At 67.4% G+C, this 23,323-nt stretch carries 20 protein-coding genes; 5 read left to right on the forward strand and 15 right to left on the reverse strand.

The annotated features are described in order from the left end of the window. Positions 1-51 precede the first annotated feature (51 nt). The 4 genes from HV793_RS12835 to HV793_RS12850 form a co-directional block, all read right to left on the reverse strand. Entirely contained in the window at positions 52-1,209 is a 1,158-nt protein-coding gene (locus HV793_RS12835) for an NAD(P)H-dependent flavin oxidoreductase (protein WP_054456816.1), read from the reverse strand. A 276-nt stretch (positions 1,210-1,485) separates the two neighbouring features. Beyond that, positions 1,486-2,874, reverse strand: coding sequence for a tripartite tricarboxylate transporter permease (locus HV793_RS12840; RefSeq protein ID WP_119451124.1), 1,389 nt, complete (start codon positions 2,872-2,874; stop codon positions 1,486-1,488). Beyond that, complete coding sequence (locus tag HV793_RS12845) at positions 2,871-3,356, reverse strand: hypothetical protein (protein WP_054456818.1); 486 nt, start codon at positions 3,354-3,356, stop codon at positions 2,871-2,873. Before HV793_RS12845 ends, HV793_RS12840 begins: the two co-directional genes overlap by 4 nt. A 121-nt stretch (positions 3,357-3,477) precedes the next feature. Beyond that, positions 3,478-4,767 carry a hydroxymethylglutaryl-CoA reductase, degradative gene (locus HV793_RS12850; protein ID WP_175213748.1) on the reverse strand — a complete coding sequence of 430 codons (1,290 nt, stop codon included), beginning with the start codon at positions 4,765-4,767 and terminating at the stop codon, positions 3,478-3,480. Between the two features lie 131 nt (positions 4,768-4,898). Between HV793_RS12850 and HV793_RS12855 the strand changes: the two genes are divergently transcribed. Next, positions 4,899-6,317: an aminotransferase-like domain-containing protein gene (locus HV793_RS12855; protein ID WP_054456819.1), complete on the forward strand. Its 1,419-nt coding sequence runs from the start codon at positions 4,899-4,901 to the stop codon at positions 6,315-6,317. Here HV793_RS12855 and HV793_RS12860 read toward each other — a convergent pair. The 5 genes from HV793_RS12860 to HV793_RS12880 all read right to left on the reverse strand — a co-directional run bounded on the left by HV793_RS12860 (position 6,308) and on the right by HV793_RS12880 (position 11,400). Then, on the reverse strand, positions 6,308-7,120 hold the full coding sequence (locus tag HV793_RS12860; RefSeq protein WP_175160615.1) for an anaerobic ribonucleoside-triphosphate reductase activating protein: 813 nt from the start codon (positions 7,118-7,120) through the stop codon (positions 6,308-6,310). The genes HV793_RS12855 and HV793_RS12860 overlap by 10 nt on opposite strands. After that, on the reverse strand, positions 7,086-7,268 hold the full coding sequence (gene nrdD / locus HV793_RS12865) for an anaerobic ribonucleoside-triphosphate reductase (protein WP_054456820.1): 183 nt from the start codon (positions 7,266-7,268) through the stop codon (positions 7,086-7,088). The genes HV793_RS12860 and nrdD overlap by 35 nt, the downstream gene beginning before the upstream one ends. Before the next feature lie 71 nt (positions 7,269-7,339). Further along, positions 7,340-9,334 (reverse strand): ribonucleoside triphosphate reductase, encoded by a 1,995-nt coding sequence (locus HV793_RS12870; RefSeq protein ID WP_054456883.1) that lies wholly within the window; start codon positions 9,332-9,334, stop codon positions 7,340-7,342. A gap of 111 nt (positions 9,335-9,445) precedes the next feature. After that, the gene (locus tag HV793_RS12875) at positions 9,446-9,796 is read right to left on the reverse strand and encodes a DUF3325 domain-containing protein (protein ID WP_042793406.1); all 351 of its coding nucleotides are present in this window, start codon (positions 9,794-9,796) and stop codon (positions 9,446-9,448) included. Continuing rightward, positions 9,793-11,400, reverse strand: coding sequence for a PepSY-associated TM helix domain-containing protein (locus HV793_RS12880; RefSeq protein ID WP_175213271.1), 1,608 nt, complete (start codon positions 11,398-11,400; stop codon positions 9,793-9,795). Before HV793_RS12880 ends, HV793_RS12875 begins: the two co-directional genes overlap by 4 nt. A gap of 288 nt (positions 11,401-11,688) precedes the next feature. Here HV793_RS12880 and HV793_RS12885 point away from each other — a divergent pair, with 288 nt between their 5' ends. The 3 genes from HV793_RS12885 (at position 11,689) to HV793_RS12895 (ending at position 15,413) form a co-directional block, all read left to right on the forward strand. Further along, entirely contained in the window at positions 11,689-12,303 is a 615-nt protein-coding gene (locus tag HV793_RS12885) for a hypothetical protein (RefSeq protein ID WP_054456822.1), read from the forward strand. A 9-nt stretch (positions 12,304-12,312) separates the two neighbouring features. After that, complete coding sequence (locus tag HV793_RS12890) at positions 12,313-14,706, forward strand: catalase (protein ID WP_175213272.1); 2,394 nt, start codon at positions 12,313-12,315, stop codon at positions 14,704-14,706. 152 nt (positions 14,707-14,858) lie between these two features. Beyond that, complete coding sequence (locus HV793_RS12895) at positions 14,859-15,413, forward strand: lipid-binding SYLF domain-containing protein (protein WP_225588717.1); 555 nt, start codon at positions 14,859-14,861, stop codon at positions 15,411-15,413. Positions 15,414-15,436: 23 nt separating this feature from the next. Here the strand turns inward: HV793_RS12895 and HV793_RS12900 are convergent, their stop codons facing one another. Further along, entirely contained in the window at positions 15,437-16,417 is a 981-nt protein-coding gene (locus tag HV793_RS12900; RefSeq protein ID WP_175213273.1) for a Bug family tripartite tricarboxylate transporter substrate binding protein, read from the reverse strand. Between the two features lie 14 nt (positions 16,418-16,431). Next, a complete protein-coding gene (locus tag HV793_RS12905) occupies positions 16,432-17,853 on the reverse strand; it encodes a M20 family metallopeptidase (protein ID WP_175213274.1) in 1,422 nt (473 codons plus the stop codon). A gap of 118 nt (positions 17,854-17,971) precedes the next feature. On the opposite strand from HV793_RS12905, the gene HV793_RS12910 reads away from it, so the two are divergent. Further along, entirely contained in the window at positions 17,972-18,883 is a 912-nt protein-coding gene (locus HV793_RS12910; protein WP_054456827.1) for a LysR family transcriptional regulator, read from the forward strand. 33 nt (positions 18,884-18,916) lie between these two features. On the opposite strand, the gene HV793_RS12915 is transcribed toward HV793_RS12910, so the two are convergent. The 4 genes from HV793_RS12915 to HV793_RS12930 form a co-directional block, all read right to left on the reverse strand. Further along, the gene (locus HV793_RS12915) at positions 18,917-19,891 is read right to left on the reverse strand and encodes a Bug family tripartite tricarboxylate transporter substrate binding protein (RefSeq protein ID WP_054456828.1); all 975 of its coding nucleotides are present in this window, start codon (positions 19,889-19,891) and stop codon (positions 18,917-18,919) included. Positions 19,892-20,005: 114 nt separating this feature from the next. Beyond that, on the reverse strand, positions 20,006-21,154 hold the full coding sequence (locus HV793_RS12920; RefSeq protein ID WP_175160630.1) for an FAD-dependent monooxygenase: 1,149 nt from the start codon (positions 21,152-21,154) through the stop codon (positions 20,006-20,008). Continuing rightward, on the reverse strand, positions 21,151-21,627 hold the full coding sequence (locus HV793_RS12925; protein ID WP_054456830.1) for an acyl-CoA thioesterase: 477 nt from the start codon (positions 21,625-21,627) through the stop codon (positions 21,151-21,153). The genes HV793_RS12920 and HV793_RS12925 overlap by 4 nt, the downstream gene beginning before the upstream one ends. After that, positions 21,614-23,302 (reverse strand): AMP-binding protein, encoded by a 1,689-nt coding sequence (locus HV793_RS12930; protein WP_054456831.1) that lies wholly within the window; start codon positions 23,300-23,302, stop codon positions 21,614-21,616. Before HV793_RS12930 ends, HV793_RS12925 begins: the two co-directional genes overlap by 14 nt. Positions 23,303-23,323: the final 21 nt, after the last annotated feature.

Below are 23,323 nucleotides of genomic sequence, written 5' to 3' on the forward strand. Positions count from 1 at the left end.
TGTACGTCGTTCAATTATTTTAGGAAGCCCCCGCGTTTGGGCCGACCTGTTTCAGGCGGAGGCGGGCATCTCGCCGTGCAGCAGGTAGTCCATCAATTCACGCACCGAGCGCATGGCGCTGCCGAACGGCAGCTTGGACGCGCCGCGGAAGAACAGGCCGCGGCTGACCTCGCCGCGCATGGCGGCCGCCAGCTTCAGGTCGATGCAGAATTGTCCGAAGCGCGCCAGGCCGTCGCGCAATCCGCATTGCGTCAGGCAGTCCATGCGCTGGCTGCAGCGGCGCGCATCGCAGCGGGTGTTGGCTTGCAGGGTCTTTTCCTGCCGCAGATAGCGCGTCAGCCAGGGCGTTTCCACGGCGCGGGCGGGCAGGCCGGCCACGCTGGTGAATTCGGCCAGCTTGTCCGGATCGGCGTCAATCAGCACCCGCTTGAAGTTCTCATGCGCGTCGCCTTCGCTGGTGACGGCAAAGGCCGTGCCGACCTGCACGCCGTCGGCGCCGTTGGCCAGCCAATGGCGCACCTGCTCGTGGCTGCCCACGCCGCCCGCCACGATCAGGCGGGGCGCATCCGAACCCAGCGCCAGTTCCTGGAACAGCTTGTGGCAATCGGCCAGCACATGCTGGAAGTCGAAGCGCTCGCTGTGCACGTCATCCAGCCGGGCCGCGCCCAGATGGCCGCCGGCGTAGCCGGGGTGTTCGATCACCACGGCATCGGCCATGCGGCCCTTTTTCATCCATTTCTTCAGCACCACCGCCACGCCGCGCGCCTCGGACAGAATGGGCACCAGCGCTACCTTCGGATAGTCGGCCGTCATCTCGGGCAGGTCCAGCGGCAGGCCCGCGCCCATCACGATGGCGTGGGCGCCGCTTTCGCAGGCCTGGCGCACCAGGGCGGGATGGTCGCGCACCGCCTTCATGACGTTCACGGCCACCAGGCCGCGGCCTTGCGCGGTGTCCAGCGCGGCGCGTACCTCGCGGTCCAGCGCGACCTGGTTGGCGCTGTCGATGACGTCGCGATCATGGCAGCGTTCGGTTTTTTCCAGCAGGTCGGGATGGTGGTGGCGCAAATCGACACTGGCGATGGTGCCCATGGCGTTCTGGCTGGCGACCGCGCCGGCCAGGCGATGGGCGGATACGCCGACGCCCATGCCGCCCTGGACAATGGGCAGCAATTCGCGTCCGGCGAGGGTGAGTGATTTGAACCACGTCATGATGAGTCTTTCCTCTTTTCAAGTGGAAAGAGGCTAGAGCAAGGGAGTTCGCGTCGCCTTGCGCAGGATCAAGCGGCGAACAATGGAGGGCCCGGCTTAGGCGCAGGCCCACCGCTGGGCCGCCCCAAGGTGGGCCAGCCCCCTCGGGGGGCAGCTAGCCCCGCAGGGGCGCGGCGTGGGGGTCCTCCCAGGCGCAGGCCCACCGCCGGGCCGCCCCAAGGTGGGCCAGCCCCCTCGGGGGGCAGCTAGCCCCGCAGGGGCGCGGCGTGGGGGCCATTAGCCTAGCAGCTTGACGATTGCCGGCACCGACAGCACGGCGGTGTAATAGCCCATGAACTGCACGCCCGTATTGAAGCCGAACAGGCGCGACAGCAGGCCGCCGATCAAGCCCATGGTCAGGATCACCAGCAGGCCGAGGAACTGCCCTTCCCAGATGCTGATGACGATGATCAGGCCGACGAAGGTGGCGATGATGGCTTCATGGCTGACCTTGCGCGACACGAAGAGCGCGGCGCGGCGTGCGAAATTCATCGCGAACGGATAGGAGACGACCGCGGCCAGCAGCACCGCCAGCATGCCGTAACCCAGGAATTCCCAGTGGTTGAGCAGATTGTGCAGGTTGTGGGTCTGGCCCGATGCGGCATCCACCGTGAAGCGCGGCGGCGCGTTGAAGAGCGGCGCGGCCGGGCCGGCGGCAACCGGGCTTAGCGGCAGGCCGAAGGCGATCAGCGGGATCAGCGCCTCGGCGATGTAGGTGGCCTCGGTCACGCCGTTGCGCGCGCTCAGCACCGTCGTCAGGCGGTGGTAGGCATGCTTGATGCGCGAGCCGACCAGTTCCCCCAGCACCACGGTCATGGCCACGGGACTGAACACGAAAGTGGCGCTGGAGATCGCGGCCGTGGCCAGGGTCCAGCGCGTCTGCGTGCGGTCCATGACCTTCAGCGGGTTGGGAAAATAGCCCGACCAGCCCTTGACGTCGGGCGCCAGCGAGAACGTGCGCACCTTGTCGCGCATCATGCGCGAGCGGCCCTGGGGCGAGATCACCGTGAACAGATCCGCGATCAACGGGCCGATGGCGATGCCCAGGAAGTAACTGATGCTCAGCTTGACGCCGTACTTGGCCGTGAGGCTTTGCAGCGCGATGATGACCACCACGAAGGGCACCAGCAGCGCCACGGCGGCCCAGCGTCCGGCCGAGAAATAGGCGATCAGCACCGCGGCGGCCAGGAAGATCCAGGGCGCGGACTTGGTGATGGCGGCGCCGAACGGAGCCAGCAGCACCGCGAACAGCACGGCCAGGGGCACGGCCACGAAGGCCGCGACGATGGCGCCGGACACCATCTTGCGCAGAGCGATGTGCGGCACGCCCAGCTTGCGCAGCATGTTCGCGTCCTGCAGCAGCGGCGTGGCCAGCGTGTCGCCCGGGATGCCGAGCAGGGCCGTGGGCACTGCGTGCGTCATGTGTTTGGCGACCGCGCCGGCCAGGAAGAAAGTGAATACGCCAGCGGGCGGCACGCCCAGCAGCACCACCAGCAGGGTCAGCGGCGCCAGCGTGGTGGTTTCGTCGGTGCCGGACACCAGGCCGATGGCCGCGAACACCACCGCGCCCAAAAGCCCCATCGCGGCGGCCACCATGATTTGTTCAAGCAGGATGGGGTCGCTCATGCCAGCGCCTCCTTGCTTGGTCCGGCCTGCGCTGCCGCGGCGGGTTGCGGTTGCGCGGGTTGGGCGGCGGCTTCGGCGAACAGTTCGTACAGACCCAGTTCCTTCAGTTCGCGCTTGGTGGGTTCAGGCAGGTCCGCCAGGGAGCCCAGGCCGCCCGGTTGCTCGGCCAGTTCAGCCAGGACTTCGGCGCGCCAGGCAGGATCATGGGCGGCGCTGTGTTCGATGACTTCGCGCTTGGGCGGAAACAGCCGGGCGCAGATCACGCCCGCCAGCACGCAGCCGGCCAGGCCGGCCAGCATGGCGTAGGCGTGCGCAAGTTCGGGTGATGCCACGATGCCGCGCAGCCAGCGGCTGGCGGCGTAGAAGCCCGCCACGCTGATGACGATGCCGAGGCCGATGGCCCAGGCCAACTGGCGCAGATCCACCGTGTCGCTCCAGACTTCCGCCAGGCGCCAGGAGGGCGCCGGGGTGCTTGGTTTCATGTCTCTCTCCTCTGTGGTCGGGCGGCATCCGGGGAGTCCGTGCGCCGCCTCTGTCGTTGTCCAGGGCCCGCGAGGGGCGCCTGTCGCTGCATGCAAAGCCGCCTGACCTTGCGGGACAAACTCATCGCGGGTTGCGCAGTTCCTCCAGCAAGGCCAGCGCGCGGTCGGTGCGGACGTCTTTTTCCGCAGCCATGCGCTTGGCGACCGCGTCGATCTCCGCGCCCGTCGCGCCGGCCACCAGCGCGATGTTGCGGGCGTGCAAGGCCATATGGCCGCGCTGTATGCCTTCGGTGGCCAGTGCGCGCAGCGCGCCCAGGTTCTGCGCCAGGCCCACAGCCACGGCGATTTCGCCCAATTCCTGGGCGGAGCGCAGGTCCATGATCTTCAGCGCCACCTGCGCCAGCGGATGCGTCTTGGTCGCGCCGCCCACCAGGCCCACCGGCATCGGCATTTCTATCGTGCCGACCAGCGCGCCCGAATTGTCTTTCTCCCATTGCGTCAGCGAGGTGTAGCGTCCCGAGCGGCTGGCATAGGCGTGGGCGCCGGCTTCGACCGCGCGCCAATCGTTGCCGGTGGCAACGATGACGGGGTCGATGCCGTTCATGATGCCCTTGTTGTGCGTGGCGGCGCGGTAGGGATCGACGGCGGCGAAGGTGTAGGCGTCCAGCACGCCCTCGATGATCTCGGCGCCGCTGCGCTCTTTGGTGTCCAGGACTTGCGGCGTGAGACGCACGCGGGCGCGGGCCAGGCGCAGGTCCGCCAGGTTGGACAGGATGCGCAGCCGCACCGAGCCGCCGGTGATTTGTTCGACCAGCGGCGCCACGGCCTCGGCCATGGTATTGACCGTATTGGCGCCCATGGCGTCGCGCACATCCACGATCAGATGCATCACGATCATGGGACCGCGCGGCGTGTCGGGGAATACATGGACCTCGATGTCCTGGCAGCCGCCGCCCAGCTCGATCAGCACCTTGTCGCGGCTGTTGGCCAGCGTGACGATGCGTTCGCGCTCGCGCAGCAACGCCAGGCGCGCCCCTTGCGGGTCGCCCAGTCCCAGCAACTGCACCTGCGCGCGCATCAGCGGGCGGGTACTGGAGGTTTCGAAGCCGCCGCATTCGCGCGCCAGCTTGGCCATGTAGGATGCGGCCGCCACCACCGAGGGCTCTTCGACCGCCATGGGCACCAGCACGTCGCGGCCATTGACCTGGAAATTGCCGGCTACGCCCAGCGGCAGCTCGAACGAACCGATGACGTTCTCGATCATGCCGTCGGCGCGGTCCAGACCAAGCGCGCCCGGTTGGGCAAGCAGCGCGCGCTCCGCGGGCGTGAGCGCGGCGGCGTCGGCGATGGCTGTCAGGCGTTGCGCGGGGGTCAGGGCGCGGAAGTTGGGCAGGCGTGAATCGGCCACGATGAGGTGTCTCCGTATAAGAATCAAGTGGCCTGATTCTAGGTAAACTGTACCGCTATTGAGAGGTACAGTTTTGGCAAACAGTACCATTGCACTGCACCAATTCTGATAGTCCAGCCAACAGGAAGACGCGCGTGGAAGCAGCACACACCGGCGGCAGGCCCCAGCGCGCCGCGCCCATCGCCGAAAGCCTGGCCAAGTTGATCGGCCAGCAGATTGCCGATGGCCTCTACCGGCCGGGCGACAAGCTGCCGTCCCTGCGCGAACTGGCGCAGTTGCATCGCTATGCGAAGAACACGGTGGTGGTGGCGTTTGAAATGCTGGTGGCGCAAGGCTTGGTGGAACCGCGGCGGGGCTCGGGCTTTTTCGTGCTGGAGACGAAGTTCGCGCGCCAGGCTGCGGAAGAAGAGCCAGGGCAGTTGAGCCGCGCCATGGACATCGTGTGGCTGATGCGCGAACAGCTCAAGACCCAGCCCGACGCCGTGGCCGTGGGGGACGGCTTTCCGCCCGTGGAATGGCTGGCGGACATGCGCATGGACCGCTATCACCAGAAGGTGGTGCGCACCGGGTTGGGCGCCTTGTTCCGATACGGCAGCCGCTTCGGCTATGCGCCGCTACGCGAGAGCCTGGTGCGCAAACTGGGCGACGTGGGCATCAACGCGGCGCCGCCGCAATTGGTGCTGACACAAGGGGCGAACGAAGCCATGGATCTGGTGATCCGCTATTTCGTGCCGCCGGGCGCCGCCGTGCTGGTGGACAACCCCGGCTACTACCCTCTGTTCGGCAAACTGAAGCTGGCCGGCGCGCGCATGCTGGGCGTGCCGCGCCTGGCGGACGGCCCCGACGTGGCTGCACTGGAAGCGCTGCTGCAACGCGAAAAGCCGCGCCTGTTCTTCACCCAGTCGCTGGCGCACAACCCCACTGGCTCGGACATCTCGCTCGCCAAGGCCTACAAGGTCCTGCAACTATCCGAACGCTACAACCTGACGGTGGTAGAGAACGATCCGCTGGCTGATTTCAAGCCCACCTCGGCCGTGCGCCTGTCGGCGCTGGATCAGCTGGAACGCACGATCTACATAGGCAGTTTTTCAAAGTCCTTTTCGGCTGCGCTGCGGGTGGGCTTTATCGCATGCAACGCGGCCCTGGCCAGCGATCTGGCCGACCTGAAGGCGCTGGTGCATGTCAGCAGCTCAGAGTATTGCGAACGCATGGTGGACGTGATGCTGCGCGAAGGGCACTACGAACGGCATCTGGTCAGGCTGCGCCAGCGGCTGGAGGCGGCGACCGGCCATGCCTTGCAGGTGCTGGACGCGCTCGGCGCCGGGGTATACACCCGGCCGACCAGTTCGCTGTACCTGTGGTCGACCTTTCCGGGTGTAGAGGACTCCCTCAAGCTGGCGGCCGATTTGATACCCGAGAAGGTCACCATGGCGCCGGGACGCGTGTTCAGCGTGGATCCCACGGCGGTGTCGCCGTGGTCCCGCTGCAACGTGGGCGCGGTGGGATCGCCTCGTTTTCTGGCCACCATGCGGCAGCACCTGGCTCAGCGATAGGAGAACTCCTCGAACCATTGCATCAGCAGCGCCAGGGCCGGCGAGCTTAGCGCGCGTACCGGCGGCGCATCGGGCGAGCGGCGCGCGCCTTGCACGGCAAAGCGGCGCACGCCGCGACGCGCCAGCTCGCGGGCCAGGGTCAGCAGCCGGGTCTCGTCCAGCCAGTCCGGGTGCCAGGTGATGCGGCACTCGAAGTCGATGTCGGCCGCCAGCAGTTGCGTCAGGCAGGCCAGCGCGGGGCGCTGTGAATCGCGGCGGCCGGTGATGTCGTCATAGCCCTGGGCATCGGCCTTGATGTCCAGGCCGATCCAGTCCAGATGGCGCAGCACGTCGGCCAGGCGTAGCGGATAGATGCCGGCGGTATGCATGCCGACGCGGTAGCCCATGCGCCTGACGTCGCGGATCATCTGCGGCAGGCGCGGTTCGCTCAAGGGCTCGCCGCCGGAGAAAACAATGGCGTCGAGCAGGCCCTTGCGCGTCTCCAGGAAGGCGCGGACCTCGCGCCAGTCGTAGCGGGCGGCGCGGGTCTGGAGCTCGACGTTATGGCAATAGTGGCAGCGCCAGGGGCAGCCCGAAATGAATACGACCGCCGCCAGTTGCCCGGGCCAGTCCACGGTGGAAAACGGCACCAGCCCGCCGACGGCATGCGAATGCCGGGGCAAGGGCTGGGCCACCGGTTGCGGCGCGGCCGGGTAGGCCGGGCGCGCCGTCAGCCGCCGCGTGCCCGGGCCGCAGCCCGTGGCTGACGCGGCGGCTCGCGTGGCGCCCTCAGGCGCGGCGTTCGACGAAGAAGCGGCGTTCATTGAATTCGCCCTGTTTGCCGGTGTTGAAGGAAGTGACGGGGCGGTGGTAGCCCATGACGCGGGTCCAGATCTCGCAGCGCACGCGCTGGCTGTCGTCCAATTGCGCGGCGGGAGCGGTGGTGACTTCGGGAGCGATCAAGGTTTGCATGGCGGTTCCTTATGGAGTGGATGCCGGGCGGTTGCCCGGCGGTCCGGTCCGGGGCCTGTCGTTTACAGGTCCTAGGCCGGGGTGCAGCATGCCGCTTGCTTGGCCAGCAGTTCGGCATCGCATTTCGGGCAGAACTCATGGTGCCCCGCCAGATAGCCATGGTTGGGGCAGATGGAGAAGGTCGGCGTGACCGTGATGTAGGGCAGCCGGAAGTTCGACAGTGCGCGGCGCACCAGCTGCTTGCACGCGGCGGAAGAAGAAACCGCTTCGTTCATGTACAGATGCAGCACGGTGCCGCCGGTGTACTTGCCCTGCAGCGTTTCCTGCAGTTCCAGCGCATGGAAAGGATCGTCGGTGTGGCCGACCGGCAGCTGGCTGGAATTGGTGTAGTAGGGCTGCGTCTCGCTGCCCGCCTGCAGGATGGCGGGATAGCGCTTCCTGTCTTCGCGGGCGAAGCGGTAGGTGGTGCCTTCGGCGGGCGTGGCTTCCAGGTTGTACAGGTGGCCGGTCTCTTCCTGGAACTCGGTCATGCGGTCGCGCACGCGGTCCAGCAAGCGCACGGCCAGGGCATGGCCCGCGGCGGTGGTGATGTCCTCGGCGTCGGCCGTGAAGTTGCGGACCATCTCGTTGATGCCGTTCACGCCCAGCGTGCTGAAGTGATTGCGCAAGGTGCCCAGGTAGCGGCGGGTATAGGGGTAGAGGCCTTGATCGATATAGCGCTGCACCACCTTGCGCTTGGTTTCCAACACGTCGCGGCCCAGTTCCAGCAGGTGGTCCAGCCGCTGCATCAGCCGTGCTTCGTCGCCGCGGCAGGTGTAGCCCAGGCGCGCGCAATTGACCGTCACCACGCCGACCGACCCCGTCTGCTCGGCCGATCCGAACAGGCCGTTGCCGCGCTTGAGCAGTTCGCGCAGGTCCAGCTGGAGGCGGCAGCACATCGAGCGCACCATGTGCGGCTCCAGGTCCGAGTTCAGGAAGTTCTGGAAATAGGGCAGGCCGTAGCGCGCTGTCATCTCGAACAGGCGCTCGGTGTTGGGGTGGTCCCAGTCGAAGTCGGGCGTGATGTTGTAGGTCGGGATGGGGAAAGTGAACACGCGGCCCTTGGCGTCGCCAGCCATCATGACTTCGATGTAGGCGCGGTTGATCATGTCCATCTCGGTCTGCAGGTCGCCGTAGGAGAAGGGCATTTCCTCGCCGCCGATATACGGGATCTGGTCCTTCAGGTCCGGCGGGCAGGTCCAGTCGAACGTGAGGTTGGTGAAGGGCGTCTGCGTGCCCCAGCGGCTGGGCACGTTCAGGTTGTAGATGAGTTCCTGCATGGACTGCTTCACGTCCGCGTACGTCATGGCGTCGCGGCGGATGAAGGGCGCCATGTAGGTGTCGAAGGAGCTGAAGGCCTGCGCGCCGGCCCATTCGTTTTGCAACGTACCCAGGAAGTTGACGATCTGGCCGATGGCCGCGGACATGTGGCGTGGCGGCGTGGCTTCGACCTTGCCGGGGATGCCGTTGAAGCCTTCGGTCAACAGCTGGCGCAGCGACCAGCCGGCGCAATAGCCGCTCAGCATGTCCAGGTCATGGATGTGGATGTCGCCTTCGCGATGGGCGCGGCCCGCCTCGGGCGCGAATACGTTGGACAGCCAGTAGTTGGCGGTGACCTTGCCGGCCACGTTCAGGATCAGGCCGCCCAGGCTGTAGCCCTGGTTGGCGTTGGCGTTGACGCGCCAGTCGCGCTGGTCCAGGTATTCCTCCATCGCGCTTTCCACGTCCACCAGCGTGTGGCGCAGCGCGCGCAGCCGGGCGTGCTGTTCGCGGTGCACGATGTAGGCGCGCGCTGTGCGCCAATGGCCGGCCTGCACCAGGGCTTCTTCCACGCGGTTCTGGATGGTCTCGACGCCCGGGCAGGGGTTGCCTTCCAGTGCGGCGATGACGGTGTCGGTCAAGGCCTGCGCGCCTGCCAGGTCCAGTTCTCCCGTGCTGTTGCCGGCCGCCGCCATGGCTTGGGCGATCTTGTCGCGGTCGAACTCCGCGACCCGGCCGTCGCGCTTGAGGATGTGCTGGATATGCATGACTGACACCATATGTAGTAGGGTGTGAAAACTCTACCACCACATATGGTGCGGGCGCCGCCCGGCACCGCCTGGATATCAGGCTTGCTTGATGCGCGTCAAACCTGCGCTTCAGAAGCCGATGCCGACCCCGGCCAGGGATATCGCCACGGCCAGCGCCGCGGTGCGGGCTGCCGGACGCGGCGCCCACGACAGCATGCCGACCCAGAGCAGCGCGCCGGCCGACAGCCAGCCCAGCCAGGCCACCACGCCTACGGTGTTGCCCCAGAGTCCCACGCAGGGCAGTAGCGCCAGCGCCAGCAGCAGCACGCCGGCGCCGCGCAGCACGCGGGTATGGCCGGCGGAGGGATCGCGTCCCCAGACCTGGTCGTAATGGCGCGGCATGGCCAGGCTCAGGCAGGCCATGCCTGAATAGGTCAGCAGCAGCGCCATGGAAATCGCGTACAGGTCGTTGGTGTTCATGCGGCCGCCTCTGCGTCACTGCGGGGATTGCGCCGGATGGGCGCGGATGCGGGCCGTCGCCACAACAGCAGGGCCGCCCAGCCCGATAGTACGCCGAATGCGGCGGACGTCAGTTCGACGCCCGCGCTCTCCCAATCGCCGCGTGCGATCTGCGCTGCCGGATGGTCGCCCAATGTGACGAACGATAGCGCCGGCAGCAGCAGGCACAGCGCGGACAGCAGGACCAGTTGCGAGATCCAGGCGCGGCGCGGGCTGCACAGCCAGGCATGCGCCAGGGTCAGCGCCCACACCAGGAAGAAGCAGCGCAACTCCCATAGCGCGCGGTTTTCCAGCGCCACGGGCAGCAGGCGGTTGGCCCAGAGGTAGCTGATGCAGGCGATCGCCAGCCCGGCCAGCGCGGCCACGTTCAGGCCTTCTATCAGCCGGTACATGCGCGCCGTCGCGCTGCCGAATTCTCCGCCATGCTTGGCGCGGCGCTTGACCATGAACAGCAGCGCGCCGGTACCCATCATGGCCGCGCCCGCCAGGCCGCAGACGAAGTACAGCCAGCTGACGGCCAGCCCGCCGAACCTGGACATGTGCAGGTCGCTCATCACCTGGAACGCCAGCGCCGGCGCGCCGCCGTGCACGCCGCCCGCGGGGCGCAGGCGCAGCAGTTCGCCGCTGGCGGAGAACTCCGCCATGCCCGTGGTGGCGCTGATGTTGTGGAAGGTGTCGGCGTCTTCGTTCCAGCCGTAGACGCCGATCCGCATGGAGCTGTCTTCGGGATTGTTGATGACGATGGCGCGCGCCGTCTGTCCGATCAACTGTTCGCCTCGGGCCACGATGGGTTCGAGCGCCGGCATGGCCAGCGCCACACCCGTGCGCGAGGGACGCTCCTCGCCGGACAGTTCGGCCAGATAAAGGCGGCTGGCCTGGGGACCCGGGCCGTAGGTGGCCGTGACGGGGGCGGGCATCAGTATCGCGCTCGAAATCACGATGCCCGTGTAGGCGATCATGAATTGGAAAGGCAGGGTCAGCACCGCCACGGCGTTGTGCGCATCCAGCCAGGACCGTTGGCCCTTCCTGGCGCGGAAGGTGAAGAAGTCCTTGAAGATGCGCTTGTGCGTGACCACGCCGGAAATCAGCGCGACCAGCATCGCCATGCTGGCGAAGGCAACGATCCACAGCCCCAGGCCGGCGTCGTGCAGCGTGTAGTGGAAGTTCACGAAATGCGTGCCGCCCATCGTCGCGCGGCCTTCGGCGTCGTGGTGGTCCGCCAGTTCGGCGCCCGTGTCGGGGTCGAGTTCGGCATCCGCGTACTGGCCGTTCTGGTCGAACCAATAGGCCGTCAGGCCGTTGTCGTGAAAGCGGTCCACCGGCCAGATTTCCCACATGCCGGCGCCCGCATGGTTGCGCGCCATATAGTCCACCGCCAGTTCCAGCCGGCGCGCGCGGTCCACCGGAACGCTTTCCTTTTGCGCAGCCTGCGCTTCCGCCTCCTGGTGCTCGGGCGTCATCCAGTGCGTGATGGGTTCGGAGAAGACGGCCAGCGATCCCGTCAGGAAGATGGCGAACAGCAGCCAGGAAAACCACAGGCCGACCCAGGTATGGAGCCAGGCCATGGATAGGCGGAAACCGGATTTCAGGACGAGCCTCTTTCTTGTTGGCGCCGCCGCGAGCCGGGCGGTCTGATTTTATTGAGAATGGTTCCAATTCTAGTCTAAATGGGGACGAGGTTGTCCCTGCCGTCGGCCTTGTATTTTTTGCCGCGCAAGCGGCATCCGCTCCGAGCTGCCGCAGGCAACTGCCATCGCGCGGGCCGGGCACGGCGATTGCTGGGTAGGCGCTCCATCCGCATATCCGCCGCGGGCATGCGCGGATGCCCGCAAGACATGAAAGAGGAGCGCCACATGAAACGCAAAGCTGCAAACGCCTCGCAGATCGAGGAACTGCTGTACCAGGCCTTGGAAACCGAAATAGGCGGCCTGGCCGTGTACGAAACCGCCGTGTCCTGCGCGGTGAACGAGGACCTGAAAAAGGAATGGCTCGGCTACCTGGAAGAAACCCGCACGCATCGCCGGGTGCTATTGACCGTATTCGAGCAACTGCGGCTGGATCCGCAGGCGCAGCCGCCGGGCCGCCAGGTCGTGCGCCATATCGGCGAGGCATTGGTCAAGGCCATGAAGATGGCGATCAGCGCGGGCGATCCGGACGCGGCCCAACTGGTCGCCACCGAATGCGTGGTGCTGGCCGAGACCAAGGACCACGCGAACTGGTCCCTGATCGGCGTGATTGCCGAGCAGCACAGCGGCGACGAGGCCAAGGTATTGAAGCAGGCGTATGACGCCGTGGCCACCGACGAGGACCACCACCTTTATCACACGCAGGGCTGGTCGCGCGAACTGTGGATCCAGTCGCTGGGATTGCCGGCGGTGCTGCCGCCTCCCGAAGAGGTCAAGCAGGTGGAGACCGCCATCGGCGCATCGCGGGCCGAGCAGGCGCGCGGCAAGATGTTGAGCCACTAGGAGATTGCGATGCCAGCCAAGAAAGCAGCAGGCAAGGGCGGCGCAGGCGCGGCCGTGGACACGGCCTACCTGAATACGGACAGCGGCCCCGCGTCCGGACCCGCGGGCAAGCCCAGCCATCCGGCGCTCAAGCGCGCGGCGGCCGTGGGTGATACGGCCGCCGCGATTCCCCACAATGCCGGCAAGGCGGCGGAGTACGGTGAAGCAGGGGCGCGGTGCCCCTACGCCGGCGCGCACGTCGCGGCAGCGGATCCTTCCGCGACGGCCAGTTCGCTGTCCGAAGCCGAGACCTCGGCCAAGACCGGGGGCGCGGCCGCGGCCGGCATCAACGCGGCCGACGGCCGGCTGGAACGCGTGCGTGCGGATTCAAGCGGACAGATGCTGACCACCAACCAGGGCGTGCGCGTCAGCGACAACCAGCACTCGCTGAAGGCGGGTTTGCGCGGGCCGGCGCTGCTCAAGGACTTCATCCTGCGCGAGAAGATCACGCATTTCGACCACGAGCGGATTCCCGAGCGCATCGTGCATGCGCGCGGTTCGGCGGCTCACGGCTACTTCGAATGCTACAAGCCGCTGACCGACCTGACCGCGGCCTCTTTGTTCGCCGAAGCCGGCAAGCGCACGCCGGTGTTCGTGCGTTTTTCGACGGTGGCAGGTGAGCGCGGCTCCAAGGACACGGCGCGGGACGTGCGCGGTTTCGCCGTGAAGTTCTATACCGACGAGGGCAACTGGGATCTGGTCGGCAACAACATGCCGGTCTTCTTCATCCAGGACGCGATGAAGTTCCCGGACCTGGTGCACGCCGTGAAGCCCGAGCCGCATCATGGCATGCCCCAGGCCGCGTCCGCGCACGACACCTTCTGGGACTTCGTGTCGCTGATGCCGGAATCCACCCACATGCTGATGTGGCTGATGTCGGACCGTGCCATCCCGCGCAGCTACCGGATGATGCAGGGCTTTGGCGTGCACACCTTCCGCTTCGTCAACGCCGCGGGCGAGTCGCGGCTGGTGAAATTCCATTGGAATCCGCTACTTGGCACGCATTCGCAGGTCTGGAATGAAGCCGTGAAGGTATCCGGCGCGGACCCTGACTTCCACCGCCGCGATCTTTGGGAGGCGATCGACGCCGGCAATGGCCCGCAGTGGGAGCTGGGCGTGCAGGTATTCACCGAGGAGCAGGCCGAAGGCTTCAGCTTCGACGTGCTGGACGCCACCAAGATCGTGCCGGAGGAACTGGTGCCCGTGGTGCCGGTGGGGCGGATGGTGCTGGACCGCAATCCCGACAACTTCTTCGCCGAGACCGAGCAGGTCGCTTTTTGCGCTGCCCACATCGTGCCGGGCCTGGACTTCACCAATGACCCGCTATTGGCCGGGCGCATCCATTCCTACGTGGACACGCAGATTTCGCGGCTGGGTGGCCCCAACTTCCATGAAATCCCGATCAATGCGCCGCTTGCGCCCGTGCATAACAACCAGCGCGACGGCATGCATCGCCAGGCCATCCATCGCGGCCGCGTGGCCTACGAGCCCAACTCGCTTGCCGGCGGCTGTCCGTTCCAGGCCGGCATGGATGGCTTCGTGTCGTTTCCGGAGCCGGAGACGGGCGACGAACTGCGAGGGCATCCTGAAAAATTCGCCGAGCATTACAACCAGGCGACGCTGTTCTACGACAGTCAGGCAGACTGGGAAAAACGCCACATCGCCGACGCCTATGCCTTTGAATTAGGCAAGGTCACGGTGCCGGCGGTGCGCCAGCGCATGGTCGCGTCGCTGCGCAACGTGTCCGAAGAACTGGCGCAGGGCGTGGCCGACCAGCTGGGCATGGCCTTGCCCGCGCCCTTGCCGCGGGCGATCGAGCGTCCGCCCAAGCCGGAAGTCGAGGTGTCGCCGGCATTGTCATTGGCTGCGCGCCCTGGGGATGGCGGCATCGCCACGCGCAAGGTCGCAATCCTGGTGGCGGAGGGCGCGGATGGCAAGAGCGTGTCCGCCGTAGCCCAGGCGCTGATCGCGACGGGCGCCATCGTGCGGCTCGTCGGGCAGCGCATCGGGCCCGTCCCGGCTGCCGGGGGCGGCACGCTGGATGCCGATGCTTCCCTGGACAACCATCCTTCGGCGCTGTTCGATGGCGTGGTTGCGGCGGGCGGCGAGGCTGCGGTGGCCCGCCTGGAATCGGACGGACGCGCGCTGGAGTTCCTGCGCGACGCCTATCGCCACGGGAAGACTTTGATGGGCATGGGCGAGGGCGTGCAGCTGCTTGCCGCGGCGGGCCTGTCCGCCGATACGGCGGATGGCGGACTGCTAAGGATGGACGCGGCGGCCGCCGCCAAGAGCGTGACCGCCTTCATCGAAGCCCTGGGCCGGCATCGCCACCCGGAAAGGGAGACCACGCCGCCCAGGGTTTGATGCCGCCGCTGCGGCCAGGTGCATGTGTATCTTGACAAGGCATCGGCGCCTGCCAATACTGATCCGGCAAGTCGGGGCGAGCGCGTCGGGCGCTTGCCGTCCTTTTCCTTTCGAGATCAGGGGGCTGTATGCGTCGCGCGTCCGTTTTGCCTATGAGTATCCGCGGCTGGCTTTGGGCCAGCCTTTTTTTGTGGGTCGCCTGTATCTTCCTGGCGCCGCAGGCCAGGGCGGAGTCGGCGGCCGAGCTCAGCCGTGAAGCGCAGAGTGCGCTGGATCGCCTGTACCAGCAGGAACCCAAGACGCGTGTACTGGGCAACAAGGCGGTGGGCGTGCTGGTGTTTCCCCGCATTCTGAAGGGCGGCCTGCTGGTCGGCGCGGAAACCGGCGACGGCGCGCTCATCCGTCGCGGCAAGGTCCAGGCTTACTACAACATATCGGCCGTATCGTTCGGTCTTCAGGCCGGCGCGCAGGAGTTCAGCTATGCGCTGTTCTTCATGAACGAGCCGGCGATGCGGTACCTGGACCAGAGCGACGGCTGGTCGCTTGGCGCCGGCCCCAGCCTGGTCGTGGTGGATGACAGCTATGCCGCCAGCATTACCACCACCACCCTGAGCCAGGATGTCTATGCCGTGCCATTCGGCGGACAGGGGCTGATGGCGGGCATGGGCCTGGAAGGGTCCAAGATCACCCGCACCCAACCGGACTGAGGCCAGGCTTCAAGCTGCCGCGGTTAGTCCAGCGTGATGCCCGCGCGGGCCGCTACTTCGGAAAAGGTGCGCAGTTCCTTCGTGATCTGCGCCTTGAATGCCGGCCCGGGCAGATAGACCGGATCCAGCGCCAGGTCCGCCACCGATTTGCGGACCTGCGGATCCTCCATGATTTCCGCCACGGCGCGGCTCAGGGTATCCACCACAGGGGCCGGCGTGCGCGCCGGCGCCACCAGCGCGTACCAGCCCACGAAAGAAACGTCCGCCATGCCGGCTTCCGCGAAGGTCGGCACGTCGGGCAGTTGCGGCATGCGGCGTTCGCCCGTCACGGCCAGCGCGCGGATCTTGCCGGCGCGGACCTGCGGCGCGGCGGAAGACACGGTGTCCACGCCCAGGTCGACCTCGCCGCCTATCATGGCCGTGACCAGCTGCGCGCTGCCCTTGTAGGGCACCGGCAACATCTTGGCGCCCGCGGCCTCGGCGTACATCTCGCCCGCCAGGTGTGGCGCGGATCCGGGACCGAAGGTGCCGTACATCAGGCCGCCCTTGGCGCTTTGCTGCCGGGCCAGCGCCGCCGCTTCCTGCGCAGTGCTGGCCGCAAGGCCGTTCTTGGCCAGCAGCACCACGGGCGCCATGGCGACGATGGCGATGTGTTCATAGCTCTTTTGCGGGTCGTAGGGCAGCCCGGGCTTGAGCGCCGGCAGCACGGTATAGGTGGTGCTGCCCGACAGCATCAGGGTGTAGCCGTCAGGCTGCGCGCGCGCCGCCGCTTCCGCGCCGATCACGGTGGATGCGCCGGGGCGGTTCTCCACGATGACCGGCTGGCCGAACTTGCCGGACAGCTTGTTGGCCAGCAGACGCGCCACGGCGTCGGTCGCTCCGCCCGGCGTGAAGGGTACGACGATCTTGATTGCCTGTTCTGGATAGGCGGCTTGGACGCCGCCCGCATGCGCGGCGGCGGCAAGGCTTGCGGCGGCCAGGGCGGCGCGGAGTTTGACGTTCATGTCGGAGATTCCGGTCAGTTGGCGTTGGAAGACGGGCGCGCAGCCGCCTGGCGCAGGGCGCTGCCCTGATCGCCCAGGTCCCAGTACAGGCCAGCCATGATGGCCAGCCCCTCGCGGGCGACGCTGCCCAGCAGGTGTTCGTTGGGCGCGTGCTGGGCGCAAGCGGGATAGGAATGCGGCACCCACAATGTGGGCAGTCCCAATTGGTCGGCGAAGATGTCGTTGGGCAGCGAGCCGCCCAGGTTGGGCAGCAGCGCCGGCCGCTTGCCGGTGCTGCGTTCCAGCGAGGCCGCGGCCCAGCGCACCCAGGGATTGTCGGGCGACAGACGGGTGGCGCCGGCCTGCATGCCGATGCGCACCTGCACGTCCTCGAAGCCCGCCGCGCTCAGGTGTTCCCGCACGTGCGTTTCCAGCGCGCGCCAGTCCGTGCCGACCACGAAACGCAGCTGGCACCAGGCCACGGCCTCGGGCGGTATGGCGTTGACCGGCTTGGCCGGATCGCCGGCGCCAAAGGTCAGGACGTCCAGGCTGTTCCAGCCGAACACTTTTTCGGGCGCGCTCAGCCCGGGTTCGCCCCACCACGCGTTGATGTCGGGGTCGTCTTCGCCGCCGCCGACTTCCAGGTCGGCCAGCGCCCCGGCCACCGCCTCCGGGATGGGGGGCGGGCGCAGGCCGGGCACCGTGATTCGGCCGCGCGCATCGACCAGCGTGGCGATGGCGTGCGCCAGCACGATGGCGGGGTTGGCCAGCAGGCCGCCCCAGTTGCCCGAGTGGTAGCCGCGTTCGCGCGCGCGCAGTTTCAGTTCGAAGTTCACCGCGCCGCGCGAGCCCATGAACAGGGTGGGACGCTGCGCGCTCAGCCGCGGGCCGTCGCTGGCGATGAAGACATCCGCCGCCAGCGCCTCGCGCTGTGCCTCGCAGAAGGCGGCCAGTCCGGGGGAGCCCGCTTCCTCGCCGGTCTCGATCAGCCAGATCGTGTTGAAACCGAGCCTGCCGCCGCGCGCGGCGATGACCTGGCGCAAGGCTTCCAGATTGATGCTGTGCTGGCCCTTGTTGTCGGCGGTGCCGCGTCCGTACCAGCGGTCGCCTTCGACCTGCAGGCGCCAGGGATCGCGGCCGGCTTCCCACTTGGCGGCGTTGCCGCGCACCACGTCGCCGTGGCCGTACATCAGCACCGTGGGCAGACCGGCCTGCTCGATGCGGCGCGCCACCAGGATGGGCAGGTCGGCGCCCGAGGGGTTGGGGTGCACCTCACAGGCGAAGCCCAGTTGCTGGAGCAGCGGAACCAGTTCTTCGTTCAGGTAGGCATGCTGGGCCGGCGCCTGGTCGGGCACTTCGCTTTCCGTCGCGTAGGCGACGCGGCGGGTCAGCGCGGCATGCAGGTCGCCGTTGTCGTAGGCTTGAACGGCTTGGAGCAGGGCTTGTTCGCGTGTCACTTCGGTGCCTGGGATGGGATGCAGAGGGAGGCACAAAGTTATTACGCTTCACTACATGCCACAATTAGATAATTAGCATTCTTTCATTGCCATAAAGGCATGGATAAGAGGGGCCGCCATGATTTCGCTGGGCTTGAGGTATTTTCTGGAGGTCGCGCGCTGCGGTTCCATCGCGGGCGCCGCGGCGGCACAGCACGTGGCGGCTTCTGCCGTAAGCCGGCAGATCGCCAAGCTGGAGGACGGGCTGGGCATCGCGCTGTTCGAGCGGCAGGCGCGCGGCATGGAACTGAGCGAAGCCGGCCGCCAATTGGCGGCCTACGCCAATGCCGCCGCCCTGGAAGCCGAGCGCGTCACCACCGAGATCCGCCAGCGCGGCCACCTGGGCGACGTGACCATACGCCTGGCCTGCACCGAGGGTTTCGCCCACCGCTTCCTGCCCATGTGCATGGCCGAGTTCAAGCGGGTCAGGCCCGAGGCCCGTTTCCATTTGCACGTGGAGCGCCCCGAGGAGGTCAGCCGCCAGATCCTGGAGGGCCTGTCGCAGCTGGCGCTGCGCTACACCACCGCGCAGGACGACCGGCTCAAGACCGAACTGCTGGTGCGCGCGCCGGTCTATGCGGTCATGTGCCGCAACCATCCGCTGGCCAGCCGCCGCAGCCTTGGCGTGCGCGACCTGACCAAGGTGCCGCTGTCGCTGGGCGACCATGGCACTACGGTGCGGCAGCTGTTTGACGCGGCCTGCGCCAACGCCGGGCTGCACATCGAGCCGGCCTACGTGTCCAATCATTCCGCGGCCTTCCTGCCCATGCTGCCGGGCAGCGACATCGTGGCGCTGTCGGGCTACCTGACGGTGCTCGGACAGCGCGACGGCGAAGGCCTGGTCGCGGTGCCGTTCAGCAATCCCGAAATGCGGCAGCGGAGCATCCAGGTCCTGACCTTGCAGGGCCGGACCTTGCCGGCGCTGGCGCGCGAGTTCCTGGAGTTCATGGCGCAGCGGCTGACGGCCACGCCCAAGGCGCCGGAAGGGTAGCGGGGCCGCCGCGGGCGGCCCCGGGACTGCGCTTCAGTCCAGCGAGATATTGGCCTCTTTGACCACGGCCGCGAAGCGCGCCGAATCCGCGTCGCGGGCCTGGGCCAGCGCGGCGGCATCCTGCGGCCAGGCGTCGAAGCCATAGGTCTCGAAGCGCTTGCGCACCGCGGGCGTGACCACGGCCTGGGCAATGGCGGCGTTGATGCGCTTGACCACGGCATCCGGCGTGCCTTTGGGCGCGAAGGCCGCGACCCAGGTCTTCAACTCGAAGTCCTTGGGGCCGCCGGCCTCGGTGACCGTGGGCACGTCGGCGTAGGAACCGAGGCGGGACGGCGCCGCCAGCGCCAGCAGCTTGACCCGCTTGGCCTGGTACAGGTTCTGCACGGTGGCGGCCGTGCCGAAAGCCCAGTCGACCTCGCCATTGGCCACCGCCGTGTAGAGCTGGGCCAGGTCCTTGAAAGGGACGTGCGTCATGCTGGTCTGCGTGGCGGTCTGGAACATGGAGGTGCCCACATGCGCCACGCTGCCCATGCCCCAGGTGCCGTAGGTCAGCTTGCCGGGCTGGGCCTTGGCCGCGGCGATCAGGTCGGTGACGTTGTTCCAGGGGGACGAGGCCGACACCACCATGAAGAAATGCGTGGTGTAGATCGGCGCCACAGGGACGAAATCCTTGACCGGATCGAAGGGCAGATTGCGGTAGAGCTGCGGCTGCAGCGTCATGTGGGTGTTGTCCACCACGGCCAGCGAGTAGCCGTCGGGCGTGGCGCGCTTGACCTCGCCGATCGCCAGCCAGCCGTTGGCGCCGGGCTTGTTCTCCACGATAAGCGGCTGCTTCCAGGCCGCCGTGAGCTGTTCGCCCAGCATGCGGGCGACGGCGTCGGGGCCGCTGCCCACCGAATACGGCAGCACGATGCGCACCGGCCGTTCGGGGTACTTGTCGGATTGGGCCTGTGCCGAGGCGCAGGCCAGGGCGCCGGTCAGCGCCATGCACCAGAGAGTATTTTTCATGTCTCCTCCACTTTCCATGGATGGTTTTTGCGGCGCTTCCCCGCGCCGCTTATCGTCGGGGCCGCATGCGCGGATGCGCCGCGGCCGGGTACTTACAGCAAAAGGGTGCGTGGCTTAGGACACCGCTGCCGCCTCCGGGTGCAGCGCCTCGTAGGCGGCGGCGAAGCCGGGGTCGCGCTGGCGCAGGTCGTCGTGGCTGACCTGGCCCGTGCGGCGCATGTAGTCGTAGGCGAAGGACACCGGGTCCAGGTGCATCTTGTCGGCCACGTTCTCGTACCAGTCCAGGCTGCGCGCGGCGGCGGTCTGGAAATTGGCCGATGCCGGACGGCGCTGCGCCTCGAAGTGCGCGAACGCGGCCTGCGTGTCTTCCGGATGCTGGGTGAGGCCCTGGTGCAGCGCGATCGCATCCTGCATCGCCATGCGGGTGCCGGAGCCGAGCGAGAAATGCACGGTGCGCAGCGCATCGCCCAGCAGGACGATGTTGCGATGCGACCAGCGTTCGTTGCGCACGATGTTGGCCTCGAACCAGAGGGAACGGTTGCCCAGCAGTTCGTTGGCGCCCAGGTCGGCGCGGAACACCTCGGCGCAATATTGGCGGCTTGCGTCCTCGCTGGCCGTGTCCAGGCCGGCGCGCTGCCAGGTGTCCGGGTCCACTTCCACCAGGAAGGTGCTGAGGTCCTTGCTGTACTGGTAGCTGTGCGCGATGAAGATACCGTGGTCCGTTTCGCGGAAGATCAGCGATACCGGATGAAAGCGCTGGCGTGTGCCGTACCAGGCGAACTTGTTGCGGCGGCGTTCGAAGCTGGGCCGGAAGTGTTCGGCGTACTGCTTGCGCACGGCGCTGTTGCTGCCGTCCGCGGCCACGACCATGTCCACTTCCGCGGCCAGCCGCTCCACGTCGTCGATCTGCTGTTCGTGCAGGATCTGGACGCCGGCCTCCAGGCAGGCTTTTTCCAGGACTTCCAGCATGTCGATGCGGGCCGTGCGCGAGAAATGGTTGCCCTGGACCTGGACGCGGGCGCCTTGGTGGATGATCTCCATGTAGTCGCAGCGTTCGTGGTGCGCGACGAAGGCCTTGAAGAATTCCGGGTCGGCTTCGCGCAGGAAGGCCAGGCCGATGTCCGAGAACACCACGCCCCAGCCGTAGGTGGCGCCGCGCGGGTTCCGTTCGTAAACGGTGATTTCATGCTGCGGCGCATGCTTCTTGGCAAGCAGCGAAAAGTACAGGCCGGCGGGGCCCGCTCCGATGACAGCGATCTTCATTTGGCTTCACTCCTGTTTGCTTCGGCCTGCGCGCAGGCTTGCCGATATGACTGCAGCGCGCCGCGCAGCGCGGCGGGTACTTCGATGGCGCGCCGTTCGCCGCGCGCCACGCAGATCGGGGTCAGCCTGGCGTCGAACGCGGGCTGGCCCCGCACGCTGCCGGCGACGTGCAGGGTGTAGGTGCGGGTGCGGATTTCCTCGACCCTGACGCACATGTCGAATTCCTCGTCCGGCCACAGCGAGGCCTGGAAGTCGAACGACAGCGCGCGCGTCGGCGTGCCGAAGCCGTGTTCATCCTTGATGCGCTGCGGCGTGCCATTGAACAGGTGGCCGTAGAACAGTTCGGCGGCCGACAGCACGTATTCGCCGAACGTGACGGTGTAGACCACGCCCGCGGGATCGCAGTCGCCCCATTTGACGCGGCGGCGCACGATGAAAGGCGTTTCGCTCAGGACGTATTCAGTGCTGGTCATTGCCGTTCTCCCGGGCCTTGGCGGCTTCCTGGTTGAGCATTTCCGCGACGCTATGGCGCAGGGCCGCCTTGTCGAGCTTGCCGACCTTGGTGACGGGGAAGGCTTCGATCTGCTCGATGCGTTCCGGACACTTGTATTTTGCGAGCCCCTGGCCGGTGAGGAAGTCCGCCAGCTCCGTCAGGCCGGGCGCCGTGTGGCCGGGCCGGACGATGATGAAGATGCAGCCTTTTTCGCCATAGAAGGGGTCGGGCATGGCCACTAGGCGCGCTTCGGAAATGGCGGGATGCGCGCCCACCAGCGCCTCGACTTCCTCGCAGCCGATCTTCTCGCCGCCGCGGTTGATGTTGTCGCGCAGGCGGCCTTCGAAGGCGTAGCAGGTTGCGCCATCGACCACGCGCGCCGTCATCATGTCGCCGGTACGGTAATAGCCGTCCGAGGTGTACGCGGAGGCGTTGGCCGCGGGAGCGTCGAAGAACCCGGGCAGCGTGGCGGGGCCGCGGAAGCAGAGTTCGCCCATCTGGCCTTCGGCCACTGGTTCCTCGGTGCCGGGCGCGAGCAGGCGGATGTCGTCCTCGGGACAGCCCGAGCGGCCTTGCGTATGGTGCCGTTCGTACTCGGACGCGTCGGCGGGCGAGCCCAGCAGCAATCCTTCCGTGATGCCGAACAGGTTGGAGCAGGGCACGTTCAGGTGCGCTTCAAGCCGGTCCGCGGCGCTCATGGTGATGAACAGGCGCAGGGACGACAGGTCGTAGTTCGCCAGGTCGGCGAAGGCCATGATCTGCGGCGCTATCGGCCCGATGGACATGGCGCGGGTGACGCGGTGGCGCTCGATCAGTTCCAGCATGCGTGGCACGTCGACCCGCGGCATCAGCACCGCGGAAACGCCCATGGCGATGACGGGAATCAGCACATAGACCTGGGCCGCGTTGTGCAGCAAGGGCAGGGCCCAGATGATGCGGTCGTCGTCCTGCATCTTGTAGCGCCGGGCGCAGGCCAGTGAATGGCCCAGGTACTCGGCATGGAAGCGCGGGATGATCTTGGGCATGCCGGTCGTGCCGCCCGACAGCTGGAAGCTCAGCACGTCCTCGCAGCCGGGGCCTTGCTCGGCGAGGATGAGGCGGGCCTCGGCCAGCGGCATCGCATCCAGCAGCGCGTGCAGGGACACGCCATGCGGCGAGTCGCCGCGCGCCACGACCAGGTGCTCCAGCGTGTCGCTGGCGGCCAGCATGCCGGCGGCGAAGGCGGGCAGATCGAACTTGCCGAAGTCGGCCTGCACGAAATAGCCGCGGGCGCGGGTCTGGCGCGACAACTGGCCGATCTCCAGTTCGCGGTGCTGCGGCAGGGAACAGACGGGGACGATCCCCGCCTTGTAGCAGGCAAGCAGGGCCAGCGCCGTTTCCAGCGTGGTGCCCATCTGGAAGATGGCGCGGTCCGCGGGCGCGAGGCCCAGCTTCAGCAGCGCGGCGGCCAGCCGGTCGGTCTGTTCGTCCAGCTCGCGAAAGCTCAGGCTGCCTTCGTCGATGATCAGCGCGGTGCGCTCGGGGCAGCGCTGGGCGGTGGCGTGCAGCGCCGCGCCGACGGTCGAAGGTTCCCAGGCGCCGCTGGCGAAGTACTGGCGCGCCCGCTCGGGGTGGTGGTAGATCACGCCCTCTATGGGGTGGCGTATATCTCGCATGATGGTCTCCTCCAGGCCCGT

This window comes from Achromobacter aegrifaciens (assembly GCF_902859965.1).
Lineage (GTDB): Bacteria > Pseudomonadota > Gammaproteobacteria > Burkholderiales > Burkholderiaceae_B > Achromobacter > Achromobacter aegrifaciens.

Bases quoted from the DNA above. Each gene is read 5' to 3' on its own strand.
- HV793_RS12835 (WP_054456816.1), bottom strand. From the start codon at position 1,209: ATGACGTGGTTCAAATCACTCACCCTCGCCGGACGCGAATTGCTGCCC.
- HV793_RS12840 (WP_119451124.1), bottom strand. From the start codon at position 2,874: ATGAGCGACCCCATCCTGCTTGAACAAATCATGGTGGCCGCCGCGATG.
- HV793_RS12845 (WP_054456818.1), bottom strand. From the start codon at position 3,356: ATGAAACCAAGCACCCCGGCGCCCTCCTGGCGCCTGGCGGAAGTCTGG.
- HV793_RS12860 (WP_175160615.1), bottom strand. From the start codon at position 7,120: ATGAACGCCGCTTCTTCGTCGAACGCCGCGCCTGAGGGCGCCACGCGA.
- nrdD (WP_054456820.1), bottom strand. From the start codon at position 7,268: ATGCAAACCTTGATCGCTCCCGAAGTCACCACCGCTCCCGCCGCGCAA.
- HV793_RS12870 (WP_054456883.1), bottom strand. From the start codon at position 9,334: ATGCATATCCAGCACATCCTCAAGCGCGACGGCCGGGTCGCGGAGTTC.
- HV793_RS12875 (WP_042793406.1), bottom strand. From the start codon at position 9,796: ATGAACACCAACGACCTGTACGCGATTTCCATGGCGCTGCTGCTGACC.
- HV793_RS12880 (WP_175213271.1), bottom strand. From the start codon at position 11,400: ATGGCCTGGCTCCATACCTGGGTCGGCCTGTGGTTTTCCTGGCTGCTG.
- HV793_RS12885 (WP_054456822.1), top strand. From the start codon at position 11,689: ATGAAACGCAAAGCTGCAAACGCCTCGCAGATCGAGGAACTGCTGTAC.
- HV793_RS12890 (WP_175213272.1), top strand. From the start codon at position 12,313: ATGCCAGCCAAGAAAGCAGCAGGCAAGGGCGGCGCAGGCGCGGCCGTG.
- HV793_RS12895 (WP_225588717.1), top strand. From the start codon at position 14,859: ATGAGTATCCGCGGCTGGCTTTGGGCCAGCCTTTTTTTGTGGGTCGCC.
- HV793_RS12900 (WP_175213273.1), bottom strand. From the start codon at position 16,417: ATGAACGTCAAACTCCGCGCCGCCCTGGCCGCCGCAAGCCTTGCCGCC.
- HV793_RS12910 (WP_054456827.1), top strand. From the start codon at position 17,972: ATGATTTCGCTGGGCTTGAGGTATTTTCTGGAGGTCGCGCGCTGCGGT.
- HV793_RS12915 (WP_054456828.1), bottom strand. From the start codon at position 19,891: ATGAAAAATACTCTCTGGTGCATGGCGCTGACCGGCGCCCTGGCCTGC.
- HV793_RS12920 (WP_175160630.1), bottom strand. From the start codon at position 21,154: ATGAAGATCGCTGTCATCGGAGCGGGCCCCGCCGGCCTGTACTTTTCG.
- HV793_RS12925 (WP_054456830.1), bottom strand. From the start codon at position 21,627: ATGACCAGCACTGAATACGTCCTGAGCGAAACGCCTTTCATCGTGCGC.
- HV793_RS12930 (WP_054456831.1), bottom strand. From the start codon at position 23,302: ATGCGAGATATACGCCACCCCATAGAGGGCGTGATCTACCACCACCCC.